This window comes from Pontibacter beigongshangensis, assembly GCF_014332515.1.
Classification (GTDB): Bacteria; Bacteroidota; Bacteroidia; order Cytophagales; family Hymenobacteraceae; genus Pontibacter; species Pontibacter beigongshangensis.
This window is the reverse complement of sequence record NZ_VFSD01000017.1, coordinates 134,434-147,791: the sequence shown is the minus strand read 5'-3', so window position 1 is coordinate 147,791 and position 13,358 is coordinate 134,434. Positions and strand designations below refer to the sequence as shown.

General features: G+C 51.3%; 10 protein-coding genes and 1 riboswitch. Of the genes, 8 read left to right on the top strand and 2 right to left on the bottom strand.

Features of this window, described 5'->3' with window-relative positions:
• Positions 1–780 precede the first annotated feature (780 nt).
• Complete coding sequence (locus tag FJM74_RS14680) at positions 781–1,875, bottom strand: aldo/keto reductase (RefSeq protein ID WP_187263370.1); 1,095 nt, start codon at positions 1,873–1,875, stop codon at positions 781–783.
• A gap of 679 nt (positions 1,876–2,554) precedes the next feature.
• On the opposite strand from FJM74_RS14680, the gene FJM74_RS14675 reads away from it, so the two are divergent.
• The 6 genes from FJM74_RS14675 to FJM74_RS14650 all read left to right on the top strand — a co-directional run bounded on the left by FJM74_RS14675 (position 2,555) and on the right by FJM74_RS14650 (position 9,391).
• Complete coding sequence (locus FJM74_RS14675; RefSeq protein WP_187263369.1) at positions 2,555–3,451, top strand: EboA domain-containing protein; 897 nt, start codon at positions 2,555–2,557, stop codon at positions 3,449–3,451.
• 18 nt (positions 3,452–3,469) lie between these two features.
• Positions 3,470–4,426 (top strand): TatD family hydrolase, encoded by a 957-nt coding sequence (locus tag FJM74_RS14670; RefSeq protein ID WP_206684048.1) that lies wholly within the window; start codon positions 3,470–3,472, stop codon positions 4,424–4,426.
• Positions 4,426–5,334, top strand: a complete 909-nt coding sequence (gene eboC / locus FJM74_RS14665; RefSeq protein WP_187263368.1) for a UbiA-like protein EboC — start codon at positions 4,426–4,428, stop codon at positions 5,332–5,334. Before FJM74_RS14670 ends, eboC begins: the two co-directional genes overlap by 1 nt.
• Before the next feature lie 177 nt (positions 5,335–5,511).
• Positions 5,512–6,693, top strand: coding sequence for a 3-dehydroquinate synthase (locus tag FJM74_RS14660; RefSeq protein ID WP_187263367.1), 1,182 nt, complete (start codon positions 5,512–5,514; stop codon positions 6,691–6,693).
• A 60-nt stretch (positions 6,694–6,753) separates the two neighbouring features.
• Complete coding sequence (eboE, locus tag FJM74_RS14655; protein WP_187263366.1) at positions 6,754–8,028, top strand: metabolite traffic protein EboE; 1,275 nt, start codon at positions 6,754–6,756, stop codon at positions 8,026–8,028.
• Positions 7,973–9,391 carry an alkaline phosphatase family protein gene (locus tag FJM74_RS14650; protein ID WP_187263365.1) on the top strand — a complete coding sequence of 473 codons (1,419 nt, stop codon included), beginning with the start codon at positions 7,973–7,975 and terminating at the stop codon, positions 9,389–9,391. The genes eboE and FJM74_RS14650 overlap by 56 nt, the downstream gene beginning before the upstream one ends.
• A gap of 285 nt (positions 9,392–9,676) precedes the next feature.
• Here FJM74_RS14650 and FJM74_RS14645 read toward each other — a convergent pair whose 3' ends face one another.
• Positions 9,677–10,474: a 3-keto-disaccharide hydrolase gene (locus FJM74_RS14645; protein ID WP_187263364.1), complete on the bottom strand. Its 798-nt coding sequence runs from the start codon at positions 10,472–10,474 to the stop codon at positions 9,677–9,679.
• Between the two features lie 364 nt (positions 10,475–10,838).
• Here FJM74_RS14645 and FJM74_RS14640 point away from each other — a divergent pair, with 364 nt between their 5' ends.
• Both FJM74_RS14640 and FJM74_RS14635 read left to right on the top strand, forming a co-directional pair.
• Complete coding sequence (locus FJM74_RS14640; protein WP_241739182.1) at positions 10,839–11,567, top strand: hypothetical protein; 729 nt, start codon at positions 10,839–10,841, stop codon at positions 11,565–11,567.
• A gap of 316 nt (positions 11,568–11,883) precedes the next feature.
• Positions 11,884–11,988, top strand: a riboswitch (SAM riboswitch).
• Positions 11,989–12,561: 573 nt separating this feature from the next.
• Positions 12,562–13,281, top strand: a complete 720-nt coding sequence (locus FJM74_RS14635) for a phosphoadenylyl-sulfate reductase (RefSeq protein ID WP_187263363.1) — start codon at positions 12,562–12,564, stop codon at positions 13,279–13,281.
• Positions 13,282–13,358: the final 77 nt, after the last annotated feature.

Sequence of the window (13,358 nt, the reverse complement as noted above, 5' to 3'; positions counted from 1 at the left end):
GATAAAATTTCTGTGTTTTACTTATTAATAAGAGTGCAGCCATTCTGCACCCAACAAAAGCCATTACAAATTTTTCAGTCTTAAGCCGAATGCTTAACCGATTAAGCAAGGTAAAAAGAAAAAAGCACTATTAAAAATTATCTTTTTATGATTTAAATCATAAAAAGATAATGGCAGCCCTGATCGGTTTTCGCCTGCAACTTAACTTTCCGGAACCGTACAGGGCATCACCTTTAGAAAAATGACACACGTATTACGACGCACGTAGCACGGCATTTAATTAGTTGTATAAAAGGTGAAACAGATTCCGAAAAGTTGTGTCGCTGTTCATACTCCAAATAATGTTTATTCTTTTGTCAGTACAGAAAACTTAACGTTCAATAGCCTTCAGGTGTTTCTATGCTCATTTTTCTTAGATTCCTAATTTGCGGAAGGGCTCCTAAACCATAGGTTAGCAGGACACATATCTACTGCAAATCCCCGAGCACGCGCAGGAGGAAGTAGTTTTGGAGCAGGCACATGTGCGCAGAAGTGATCCACTACAAAGAATAGGGAGTCCTTTCTGATGAACAGAACAGGTGTAGCAGAGCCTCCGGAGGGGCCTTTTGATTAAAATAATTTCTGACCAGGCAACTGTTGATGTCAGGAAAGAGGTGGGCAGAGAAAGAACATGACAGGAGTGCTGGAGTGCTGGAGTGCTGAAAAGAAGCCATTCCCGGAAAATAAAAAAGGAGACACGCAGAAAAGCGGTCTCCTTTCATTTTCAGAGAAAGACAGGCACTATCTGAAGTAGTTATAATCCTGCTCTAACAAACCTTTATTTTTCATGGCATCCCAGAATCCTGCCGGCACTTTAAGATAGGCATTCTCAATGTTTTGTTTAACACGCCTGGGGTTGGTGGTGCTGAGCGCCAGGCTAATGACACCGGGCGCACTAAGGGCAAACTGCACACAGGCCTGCGCCGGGGTTATGTCAAACTCTTTACATAAGGCAAAAAAGTCTTCCCGCCACTTAAATAAGGCTTTGTTCTCTTCTGTGTCGGGTTTTACGAGCTTGTAATCGTAATAGTCGCCGCCCATCAGGAAGCCTCCATGGAACACGGCTGAGTTGATGATCTGTATCCCCTTGTCTGCCAGTTCCTGCATAAAATCCAGCAGGTCCTGCGGGTGTTCCTTAATCGTCATGCTGTTGGCAATCATTACCCAATCGAGTGCCACGTCGCCGGCTATCCGCTTAATAATGGGCCAGCTTTTGGCCCCCACCCCAATCGCCTGCACCTTGCCTTGCGCCTTCAGGTCGGCCAGCGCCCGGTAACCATCCAGAATATCCTGGTACAGTTTTTCAGCCTCGTCATCGTTCTGCGCCTGCGCCATGTACTCATCCGGGTCGTGCACGGATACCAGTTGCGGCACGTACCCTCCGAGCAATTGGTTGCCTTGTTCAAAGCACTCCAGCATGCCCTCGTAGCTGATGTGCTGCACGGCATCGTGTTTCAGGTTTTTCCATACGCCTGGCTCAAAGGTTGGCTCCGGCGTTTTGAGCTCCGTCCGTACCCAGCCCAGCTTGTTGCTGATAATCACCTCTTCCGGCTTCACATTCAGCTCCTTCAGGCATTTTCCCAGCGACTCCAGCGCAAGGCCTGCCCCGTATTTGCCGGCAGAGTCAAAAACGGCAGGCCCCTTGGAGTGCGCGAAACACTCTTTTACAATGGCCAGCTTCACCTCGTCCTCCAGCGCCTCATACAGGTTGCCCAAACCGCTCGTGCCGAAAATAACAGGAGGAATAGTTAAAGATACTTTTCGGGATCGATTCTCTGCGCCGGCCACGGCCTTTGCAGACAAGCCATCCTTTTTAGAAGTGTTACTATCTGACATATATTTAAATAAGCTTTCGTATTACATGCAGCCTTATGAGATTCGTCAAATTAAAGATCAGAAATTAAAAGCTCCCGGCAATCTGTTTGCAGGACAGCAATCGAAGCATTCTTCACCCGGCTTTCCAATTGTTGAGTTACAGATATATTCTGACGACTTACATAGAAACACAAACAAGGCCCTTTATAGGATATTGAAAAGGCCGCAGAGCCGCCACTACTGGCAGTTACAAGGTGGCCTGTGCGTTTCAAGAGTCAATCTATCATAAAATTCTGAAAGCTCATAATTTTAGTTTTATGCCACGCTTTACCTGCCAGCAACTCAGGCTTGTTGCCCATGCCCGGGAGCAACGGACAGAGCAGGCATTATCCACCGTGCCCTTTGCCGCGACAGATAAAAACCGCCCGGCATTTCATATTTGGCGAACGCTGCCACACATTCCGAAAAGATTTATTATCTTGTATTCATGCTAATGCCTGATAGTATCTTCAGAATTAAATCAGAACACAGTATTTCCCAGCTAAAATATTGACTTTCAGCCTAAACCACCCTAAAACATTCTACCGTAAAATGTTTGGGCAACAGCAGGCACTGTTCTTTCAAACAGGCGTGCCCAGTTTATTCAGCAGGTGAAAATAAATAGAAATAAGCCATTTTATATCATCAATTTTTTGCCAAAGTGTACCAGTCAGAACTAAACGCTTCGAAGCAGTTTTTAACACAACTTATTCAGCGCAGCACAACGCCGCAGGGCTTGCAGTGGCTGAGGCAGAAACTTACGCAGGTCTCTGACCCCACCGCCACGGAAAAAGATTTTTACCTGGCCTTTGGTACTGCTCCCCGGTTTGTAGGCAAAGAGAAGCTTGCGCTGACAGCGGCAGATTTGCAGGAGGCAACCGAACTCCGGGCAGGTTTTAACCCCACCAACTGGACAGCGGGCCAGGCTGCCCGTGCCCTGCTCCTGCTCTCGCTGCCGCACGCCGATGGAGAGGCCTACCACCAGAAACTGAAAAAGCTTTTCGAAACCGCCGACATGGGAGAGCAAACAGCCTTGTATGCTGCCCTGCCGCTGTTGCCGCACCCTCAGCTCTTCAAGGCCAGGGCCTCAGAGGGTGTGCGGTCTAACATAGGGCTGGTATTCGATGCTGTTGCGCTCGATAACCCCTACCCTGCCGGTTACCTAGAGGAGGATGCCTGGAACCAGCTGGTGCTGAAAACCATATTTGTAGGCAAATCGATTGCTCGTATAATTGGCATCGACAGGCGCAGCAACCCCCACCTGGCACAAATGCTAACCGACTATGCCCACGAACGCTGGGCGGCAGGCCGAACCGTGACGCCGGAGCTCTGGCGACCAGTGGCCCCCTTTATAAACGAAACTACATTCACAGATATCAAAAAGCTCTTCAGCCAGCCGGATGAGATACAGCACGAAGCCGCCGCCCTGGCCTGTGCCCACAGCCCGTTTGCGCCGGCAAAAGAACTGCTGCTACAGCACCCGGACCTCAAGACCAGAATTGAGCAAAACGAACTCAACTGGACATACTTAGGCGCTAAAACACAAACACCTTCTTAACTTACGCTATAAATTAAAATGACAGATACGCACAACCTCATGTGGCTGGATCCGCACGTTCACATGACTTCCCGGACCACCGACGATTACGCCCGTATGCGGCAGGCAGGCATTGTAGCCGTCATAGAGCCGGCCTTTTGGCTGGGCCAGCCACGCACCGAGGCAGGGGCCTTTAAAGATTACTTCAGCAGCCTGGTAGGCTGGGAACGTTTCAGGGCCAGCCAGTTTGGCATCAGGCACTACTGCACCATCGGCCTTAACTCCAAAGAAGCCAACAACGAAGCCCTTGCCGAGCAGGTAATGGAGCTGCTGCCGCTGTTTGTCTGCAAAGAGGGCGTGGTAGGTGTGGGAGAAATAGGCTACGACGACCAGACCGCCGCAGAAGATAAGTATTATCGGCTGCAACTGGAACTGGCAAAAGAAGTAGGCATGCCAGTCCAGATCCACACGCCACACCGCGACAAGAAGGCCGGCACGATCCGCAGCATGGACGTAAGCCTGGAGCATGGCATTGCCCCCGACATGGTAATCGTGGACCATAACAACGAAGAAACCGTGAAAGACGTGCTCGACAGAGGCTTCTGGGCCGCCTTCACCATTTACCCGAATACCAAGATGAGCAACGAGCGCATGGTAGAAGTCGTGAAAACGTATGGTTCAGACCGCATTATGGTGAACAGTGCCGCCGACTGGGGCATCAGCGACCCTCTGTCTGTACCCAAAACGGCCTCGCTGATGCTGGAACGGGGAATCTCTTTAGAAGATGTGCGCAAGGTATGTTACCAGAATGCCCTGGATGCCTTTGGCAAAAGCGGCCAGATCCATGAATCTGACTGGATCAGCGAGACTTCGGACGTTGACCAGCGCCTGAAGTTCTCGGGCAACTCCGTGCTCCGGGGCGGACAAACACCCGTGACGGGAGGAGGCGCAACCCCGGCTTCAGGCGATTCGTCAGCATCTAACATCGTACGCTAATGACCACACCTGGGGCCTACCTGCGGCTGATGCGCCCTGCCAACATCGTTACGGCCATTGCCGATATTATGCTGGGTTTTGCTGCCTCCGGAGCAATGCTGTCGTTTTCGGGTGGCGGATTTGAGTTTTCAGGAACAAACCTGCAGCCGCTTCTCTGGCTGATACTTGCCACCATTGGCCTCTATGGCGGCGGTGTGGTGTTTAACGATGTATTCGATGCGGACCTGGACCGGGTGGAGCGGCCAGAAAGACCCATTCCGAGCGGAAAAGCCACAGTGGCCGGCGCATCTGTGCTAGGCGCCGCCTTATTGGGAGGCGGCATTCTGGCAGCCTCACAGGTATCGGTGCTGAGCATGCTGCTGGCCATGGCCATTGCCCTGCTGGCACTGCTCTACGACTGGAAAGGCAAGCACCATCCGTTTTTGGGGCCGGTGAATATGGGCTCCTGCCGGGGAGGCAACCTGCTGCTCGGCGTGAGCGCTAACCCCGAAATGGTGGGCGAACTCTGGTTTATAGCCCTTATCCCGATCGTGTATATTGCGGCCATTACCATGATAAGCCGGGGCGAAGTACACGGAGGAAACCCGAGTGCGCTAAAAGGTGCCATTGTGCTGTATGCCTTTGTTTTAGCTGGCATTCTGTGCCTTACCCTGCTGCCACAGTTCAACGTACTATATAGTATCCCGTTTCTGCTGCTCTTTGGCTACTTTATTTTTCCGCCTCTGATCAGGGCGATGCCCGCCAAAGAGCCAAAGCTTATCATGAAAGCGGTGAAAGCAGGTGTGGTGGCCCTGATCATTATGGATGCCAGTATTGCGGCCGGGTTTGCAGGCTGGCCTTACGGACTACTGGTGCTGCTGCTCCTGCCTGTTTCAGTAATAATGGCCAAAAGCTTTGCCGTTACCTGATGATGAACCCAAGTCCTGGATACCATGTTTAAGAGACATTACCTGTCGGGGCCTTAGCGGCAGCAGAAGGCGTAAGCTCCGGAGGGGCATTTTGATTAGAATAATTGCCCTGAAACCAGACAATCGAACTTTAACAGAACTCTACCAGCATACGATAAATAATTTCCCCCTGAAAAGATGAGAACCTTACAACAATCGTTCGCCGTGCAGTTTAGCTATGGGGTATACTTCACCGAAAATCTGTTCAGCACCGGCAATACGCTGCTCACAGAGGTGCTGCAGCAGGACAAAAGCACCAGCCGGCGCAAGGTGTTTTTTGTGATCGACAGCGGCGTGGCCGAAGCGCACCCGCAACTGGCGCAGGACATTAAAAGCTATGCGCAGGGGCACGAGCAGGTAATGAAACTACTGGCCGAGCCGATGGTCATTACCGGAGGCGAAGAAGTAAAAAACGACACGGAGCTGCTCTACCAGCTCCTCGAAGCCATAAACACCAATGGCATCTGCCGCCACTCCTACCTGATCGCCATCGGGGGAGGCGCGGTGCTCGACATGGCAGGCTTTGCCGCTGCCATCGCGCACCGGGGCATTCGTCATATTCGGGTACCCACTACTGTTTTAGCGCAAGACGACTCGGCTGTGGGTGTGAAGAACAGCTTTAACTCGTTCGGCAAGAAAAACTTCCTGGGCACCTTTGCTCCTCCCTTCGCTGTTATCAACGATAGCCAGTTTCTACTCACCCTCGACGACCGGGACTGGCGCTCCGGCATTTCCGAAGCTATAAAAGTAGCCCTGATAAAAGACGAGGTATTCTATAACGAGATCAAGGAAAATGCTGAGAAGCTGGTGCAGCGCGACATGCCGGCCATGCAACAGCTGATCCATCGCTGTGCCGAGATGCATGTGCAGCACATTGGCGGGGCCGACCCTTTCGAAACCGGCTCTTCGCGCCCGCTCGACTTCGGACATTGGGCCGCTCACAAACTGGAGCAACTTACCAACTACAGCCTGCGCCATGGCGAGGCAGTGGCCATCGGTATTGCCCTGGACGTACTTTATTCCAAACTAAAAGGAATGCTGACAGCTGCCGAATGCGAAGACATATTAGGTTTGCTGCATAAGCTGGGCTTTGCCTTGTATGTGCCGGAACTGTCGGGCTGCGATGCTACCACCGGTAAACTTGCCGTAATAAAAGGTCTAACGGAGTTCAGGGAGCACCTGGGCGGGCAACTGACCATTATGCTCCTGACCAGAATCGGCAAAGGCGTGGAAGTGCACGAAATGGACGAGAAACTGCTGGAGCAGGCCATTGATCTACTGAAGCATCGTTTTCAGCCACAGACGCTGCACCACGTCTGAACCACCTGCCAAAGCCTCGTATAAAACCAAAGCAAACCCGTTTACTACAACCTACACCACATGTACCTGGAGCAAGGCCATCACCTTACCTACTGCACAAACATCCATCCCGGCGAAACCTGGGAAGCCGTTTTCGAAACACTGAGCTTGCACCTCCCCGTGCTAAAGCAGCAGCTGTCGCCGGAGCAGCCGTTTGGGGTTGGCCTGCGCCTCTCGAACCAGGCAAGCAAGGATATCCTGCAGGGGCAGCAGCTGCAGAAGTTCGGGCAATGGCTGCAGGAGCAGGGCATGTATGTGTTTACCATGAATGGATTTCCCTATGGCGGCTTTCATGGGCAGGTGGTAAAGGATGCTGTGCATCAGCCCGACTGGACCACTGAGGCCCGATTACAGTACACCATCCGGCTGGCTCACATCCTGGCAGCTTTACTTCCGGATAGTCTGGAGGGCGGCATTTCCACCTCCCCCCTCTCCTATAAACCCTGGCTTACTACTCCGGAGAAAACAGAAGCAGCCTTCGCCCAATCAGCGAGGCATTTGATCGATTTGACGGAGGAGTTGATCAGGCTGAAGAAAGAGACGGGTAAAACCATTCACATCGACCTGGAGCCTGAACCGGACGGTCTGATCGAGAACAGCCGTGAATTGATCGACTTTTTTCAGCAAAGGTTGCTGCCGGAAGGTGTCAGGCAACTTCAGGAGCGGCTACCCATTTCTGAATCAGAAGCGAAAGAGGCTATTGCCACGCATATGCAGGTTTGTTACGATGTTTGCCATTTTGCCTTGGCCTACGAACAGCATGCCGAAGCGCTGGCCAGTTTTAAAGCCGCAGGTATCAGAATCGGCAAAGTGCAGCTGAGTGCGGCGCTAAAAACACTATTGCCACCCGAGGTAGCAGCAAGAACTGCCCTGGCCCAAAGGCTGCAGGAATTTGCCGAATCCACGTACCTGCACCAGGTAATAGAGCGCCATACCGATGGCACCTTTACCCAGTACCCGGACCTGGGTGTTGCGCTGCCGCATATTCAGAAGCCCGAAGCAGCCGAATGGCGCACCCACTTTCATGTGCCTCTTTTCACGCAAACATACAACTCCCTGCACTCCACCCAACGCGATATTGTGGAGGTGCTTGGGCTGCTACTTCAGGAAAAGCATACGCAGCACCTGGAAGTGGAGACCTATACCTGGGGCGTGTTGCCCGAAGAATTAAAGAAAAACCTAACCGTATCTATACAGCGGGAGCTGGAGTGGGTGCTGGCAACTCTAAAAGAATTGAAAGATGCAGAAAACAGTAGTGCTGGACGTAGTCGGGCTAACACAGTCGCTGATCGGTAAGAACATGCCCTTTCTGGCGAAGTGGGCCGCAGCAGCGCAGAAGGCTGCTATCAATCCGGTGGTGCCTGCCGTTACCTGCACCGCCCACGCCACCTACCTCACGGGCAAGTGGCCTGCCGAGCACGGCATTGTGGCAAACGGCTGGTATTTCCGTGAGGAGGACGAGGTAAAGCTGTGGCGGCAATCTAACAAGCTGATTCAGGCGCCCAAGATCTGGGACGTGGCAAGCGCGGCAGACCCGAATTTTACGGTAGCCAACATGGGCTGGTGGTACAACATGAACACCTCCGCCAACTACACCCTGACACCACGGCCACAGTACCTGGCCGACGGCCGCAAACTGCCGGACTGCTACACCCAGCCAGCCGACCTGCGCGACAAGTTGCAGGCAGAACTTGGCACCTTTCCGCTCTTCCATTACTGGGGACCCAAAACATCCATAAAATCGAGTAAGTGGATTGCCGATGCCTCCAAAATCACTGAAAAGCTGTACAACCCGACCCTCACCCTCATCTACCTGCCGCACCTCGACTACAACCTGCAACGGCTGGGTCCCAACCAGAACGCACCGAGACTTGCCAAAGACCTGCAGGAGATCGATGCCGTGTGCGCCGACCTGATCCAGTTTTATGAAGCCCGTGGTGCGCAGGTGATCGTGCTTTCAGAATATGGCATTTCGCCGGTAAACAAGCCGGTGCATATAAACCGGATGCTACGCGAAAACGGTTACATCGCCGTGCGCACGGAACGGGGCACCGAACTGCTGGACACCGCCATGAGTAAAGCTTTTGCCGTGTCCGATCATCAGGTGGCGCATGTGTATGTTAAAGACAAAGCTGAGATAGCAAAGGTAAAACAGCTGCTCCGGCAAACGCCTGGCATTGAAGAAGTATTGGAAGGTGAGGAACGGAATAAATACAGTCTGGCACATGAGCGGTGCGGAGAGCTGGTATGCCTCGCTGAAAAAAATGCCTGGTTTACCTACTATTTCTGGCTAGACGATAATAAAGCCCCTGACTATGCGCGCATGGTCGACATCCACAAAAAACCCGGTTTTGACCCCGTGGAGATGTTCGCCGACCCAACTATAAAATTCCTTATGCCGCTCGTGGCAGGTAAACTGATCAAAAAAAAGCTTGGCTTCCGCACACTTATGGACATCATTCCGCTGGATGCCACGCTGGTGAAAGGCTCTCATGGCAGGAAACCGGAAGATAAAGATGAGTGGCCCCTGCTGCTCACCAAAAGTCAGCAGGACTTGCCGCAGGAGCTGCAGGCGACTGATGTTTTTGATGTTATCCTCTCACACCTGCAGCTACAGGTCCCACACCATGCTGGCACACTATTGAATACAAAAATATAAGCAGCAGCAACGCCTCGGGAGGGGCAAATTCATTAGAATAATTGAGATATACATGTGCTGAAAGACACAGCCTTGAGGTAAGCGTTATGGACGTTGACTGCTGTTAGGAGGCGCCTGGCCGCTTTCAACTTAAGTAACTGATGTTACGCATGACATTTTTATAGTGGGGAAATCTACCGAAAACTCAGTTTCACACATCCGGACGGCCTCCACATTATTCTAAAAAACTAGGCTACCCGTGCCAGGACCAGGTTATCTTATCACTTCCCAATTTCCACGCCGGCCTTACTTCGTCAGGTTCCGGATCTCCACCTTGCGGAAGTCGATGGGTTGCCCCTCGCTTTGCAGGGCGATGAAGCCGGAAGAAAGCAATTTTCCGTCTTGCTTCATAGCAGGATCGTAGTTGTTAACCACACCGCCGCCAATCTGTGGGTTGGTGTATTGCAGCACCGTATCACCGTTTACGATATGCGTGATTAGAGAGTCGCCCAGCACGATGAGTTCGGCGCGCACCCACTCCTCGGGTGCGTAGGTTTTGGAGCTCGAGTTAATGCAATGCCGGAGGTCCATTTCGCCGTTAAAGATAACCTCTGTTCCAGGAGAGCACATGTTGCCAGTGGGCCGCTCTTTGCCATCGCCAAGCCCGGCCAGCAGCTGGTACTCTACCGAAATAGGCCAGTCCTGCTCCCGGGGCATCGTTTTGGGGTCTTGGGAGTGGAACATAATGCCACTGTTTAACTGCGTGTAAGATGGTGCATCCTCGCGCCATTTGTCGGCAAACCTGTACTCTACTACCAGGTGATAATGCGAAAAAGGCTGTTTGTAATACAGGTGGCCGAACCGATCGTTGAAGGCCTTGTACTGGTCGTAACGCACTTTCAGCAGCCCGTCCTCCACCCGGAAGGTGTTGCCATAATTATCGCCAAGGTCATGGTGGTGTATTTTCACCACCCAATCTTCTATATCCTTCCCGTTGAAAAGCGACACCCATTCTTCTTCCGCAGCAGCAACGCCTTGTCTAGAAACACAGCTCATCAGGGCCGGCAACAGCAAGAGCAGTAGGTATTTTGTCAGGTTTATCATTGTAACAGCCTCTATATATTTATAAAGATGTATATATACAGTAAAGAAATGATATCTACAAGCTGAAACGGACCGGAACAAGTGCCTGCGCGGGCTGGCAGCTGAATTATTCTAAGCAAAAAGGCCTTCCAGAGCATTTAAATGCTCCGCAACAAGCTGGCCCTCTGCCCTTAGGAAGCCACAAAAACCTGATTTTCCTGCCGCCTGGCCTGCTTAAAACCTGCTGTTTTTGTGGTTGATCGGCAACCTCAGATCACTTATATCCGTCTAATCTTGAGCTAACAAAGCCTGTATACCATAGGCTGTTAGCCCTTCCATATCCTTTTTAGATCATGCTAGAAGTATTTGTGCTGTACCCTTAACCATGGCAACAATGACCACACTACCCCTAAACTGGCTAACCGAAGGTCTGATCGATTTTGAATATAAGAAGTACCAGCTGCTGGCCTACCTGCAAAATGCCCGGTCTGAGTTTCAGCAGCAGCGCCTCTACCCGGTGTTCTCCGACCTGATCATGCACTACCGCAACCTGCAGCAGGTAAAGGAGCACAAGAAACTGGTGTACGAGCAGTTCCCCAAACGCATCAGCCGCGCCGATTTCGAGAAGCTCGAGCTGGTGTATGAGAAAATTATTGAAGACGACGAAACCATGAAGCAGATTGAGGAGATCCTGCAGTTTGCCGCCCCGCTGTTTGTAAACGCCGTCGACGCCGGCAAGGAACTCTACGACTTTATAGAAAAGCACCTGGAGATAAGCCCGGTCGGCATTACGCCTATGTACTTCGATGAGGGCTACCTCTTCCTCGACACCTTTTCTGCCAAGGAAACACAGGTGTATCTCTACCAGATCACCATATTCCAGAACACCTACGAAAAGTACCGCGGCATCCATACCCGCCTCCTGAAAACCGTTCGGCGCGGCCTTGCCCTGACGCACGAGGGCCTGAAGGTGCAGTTGGTAAAGGAGAACAGAGAGCTGCCCAACCCCGCCACGTTTGCCGCCGTGGCCAAAGTACCCTGCCCGGTAGAGCATTCGCTCCTGCCCATTGCCAAGCGCTCGCTGGTAAAATACGTGGCGTCTATGGCCGCCTAGTGGAGTAAGTAGTAGCGCCTCTGAAGGGACATTTTGATTCGAATAATTTACTTTTCAGGGATTTTGAATACACCAACCTCCCGTACATCCAGTGTCAGGCAAACTACCAGATTATTTGAATGAAAACGGCCCTCCTGAGGTATTCGATGGCTTCAGCACCGGGGCTGCTCCTTTTTAAATTGATGTAAGCCAACCCCGGCCGTACAGTCATGTTCACAAGATTTCTTGCCGTTCATAAACAATTTGTTGATAAAAAGCATTTTATAACAAAAAGTTCTTAACTTTGCAGCTGCAAAAGCCAATTTGGCTTTAACAAAATTTATAGAAGAAGAGGCGAGAGATTAGGCTCCGGGACCCTCTGGCAACCACCCGTGTTGGGGAAGGTGCCACTTCCTAGCCCGAAATCGGGGAAATATAAATTTTTTCTAACAATGATGATACGCACACATTTCAGTATTTCAGAATCCGGCAGTTTTAGAGCCGTGACCTCCCCTCTTTTCACTGCTTTAAAGGCTGCCAGCTACCTGCCCACGCATGGTTTCTGTTGTTGCACGTGCTAATCCATTGCCCTGACATTTTTCAGATCGAATTAGGTCTGCTGCACCTGGCGCTGCCTTGCACAACCTAAAACCCAGTCTATACTACCAATTTATGTCAGCAAGCCATGGCTTTGTTGTATGCTGCCGAATACCAGCCTTATTTATACTTTTTAAGGATTGCCAGCACACACTTCATAGAATCCGGAACATATTTCCTAATTTTACAGATTGTACTGCTGCTAACGTGCAAAAGGCCTTGATAAATGGCAAACACGCAGGCCAATGACAGCAAAACAGGGATATTTGTTTGAAATGAAATACTTTGCGCCTGATTTTTGTTCAGCTGGTTAACCCAGTAGCAGTTTAACAACACAGCCAGGCAGATAACCTGACCAGAACGAAGAGGAAATTACAAATAACCTCTTCCATAATAGAAGAACCATTACCCATTGAAGATGAGTCAAACAGAAGCTTTAACTATAAATGTTCCCGAACTGCAGGAAGCCATCGCGGCCAAGTCGATAGTGGAGAGCCTGCAGTTTCTGGCGGAGCAGTTCCCGGGGCAAATCGCTTTTTCGTCGAGCCTCGGCATAGAAGACCAGGTGATCACGCACCTGATCTTCTCCAACAACATTCCAATCCGGGTTTTCACGCTCGATACAGGCAGGCTCTTTAACGAAACCTACAGCCTGCTCCACAATACCAACAAGCGCTACGGCAAAAAAATAGAAATATACTTTCCGCAAACCGACTCCGTTGAGAAACTGGTGAACGAAAAAGGCCCCATGAGCTTCTACCAGTCGGTAGAGAACCGCAAGGAGTGCTGCTACATTCGCAAGGTGGAGCCGCTTAACCGGGCCCTGCAGGGCGTGAAGTGCTGGATCACCGGCATCCGCAGAGAGCAGTCGGATGCCCGCCAGACCTTGCAGGCGCTGGAGTGGGACGAGAAACTGCAGCTCGTAAAATACAATCCGCTGTTGGAGTGGAGCTTTGAAGAAACCACCAAGTTCGTGAAAGACAACTACGTGCTCTACAACCCGCTGCACGACCAGGGCTTTGTAAGCATCGGTTGCGCCTCCTGCACCCGCGCCATTCAGCCGGGCGAGCATTTCAGGGCCGGCCGCTGGTGGTGGGAAGACAACTCCAAAAAGGAGTGTGGCCTGCATACCCACTAAGGAATTTTGAATTTTGAATGAGTGGATGAGTGAATCTAATATCAGATTACACATTCACTTACCTAATTATACTGAAG

Bases quoted from the DNA above. Each gene is read 5' to 3' on its own strand.
- FJM74_RS14640 (WP_241739182.1), top strand. From the start codon at position 10,839: ATGGCAACAATGACCACACTACCCCTAAACTGGCTAACCGAAGGTCTG.
- eboC (WP_187263368.1), top strand. From the start codon at position 4,426: ATGACCACACCTGGGGCCTACCTGCGGCTGATGCGCCCTGCCAACATC.
- FJM74_RS14680 (WP_187263370.1), bottom strand. From the start codon at position 1,875: ATGTCAGATAGTAACACTTCTAAAAAGGATGGCTTGTCTGCAAAGGCC.
- FJM74_RS14635 (WP_187263363.1), top strand. From the start codon at position 12,562: ATGAGTCAAACAGAAGCTTTAACTATAAATGTTCCCGAACTGCAGGAA.
- FJM74_RS14650 (WP_187263365.1), top strand. From the start codon at position 7,973: ATGCAGAAAACAGTAGTGCTGGACGTAGTCGGGCTAACACAGTCGCTG.
- FJM74_RS14645 (WP_187263364.1), bottom strand. From the start codon at position 10,474: ATGATAAACCTGACAAAATACCTACTGCTCTTGCTGTTGCCGGCCCTG.
- eboE (WP_187263366.1), top strand. From the start codon at position 6,754: ATGTACCTGGAGCAAGGCCATCACCTTACCTACTGCACAAACATCCAT.
- FJM74_RS14670 (WP_206684048.1), top strand. From the start codon at position 3,470: ATGACAGATACGCACAACCTCATGTGGCTGGATCCGCACGTTCACATG.
- FJM74_RS14660 (WP_187263367.1), top strand. From the start codon at position 5,512: ATGAGAACCTTACAACAATCGTTCGCCGTGCAGTTTAGCTATGGGGTA.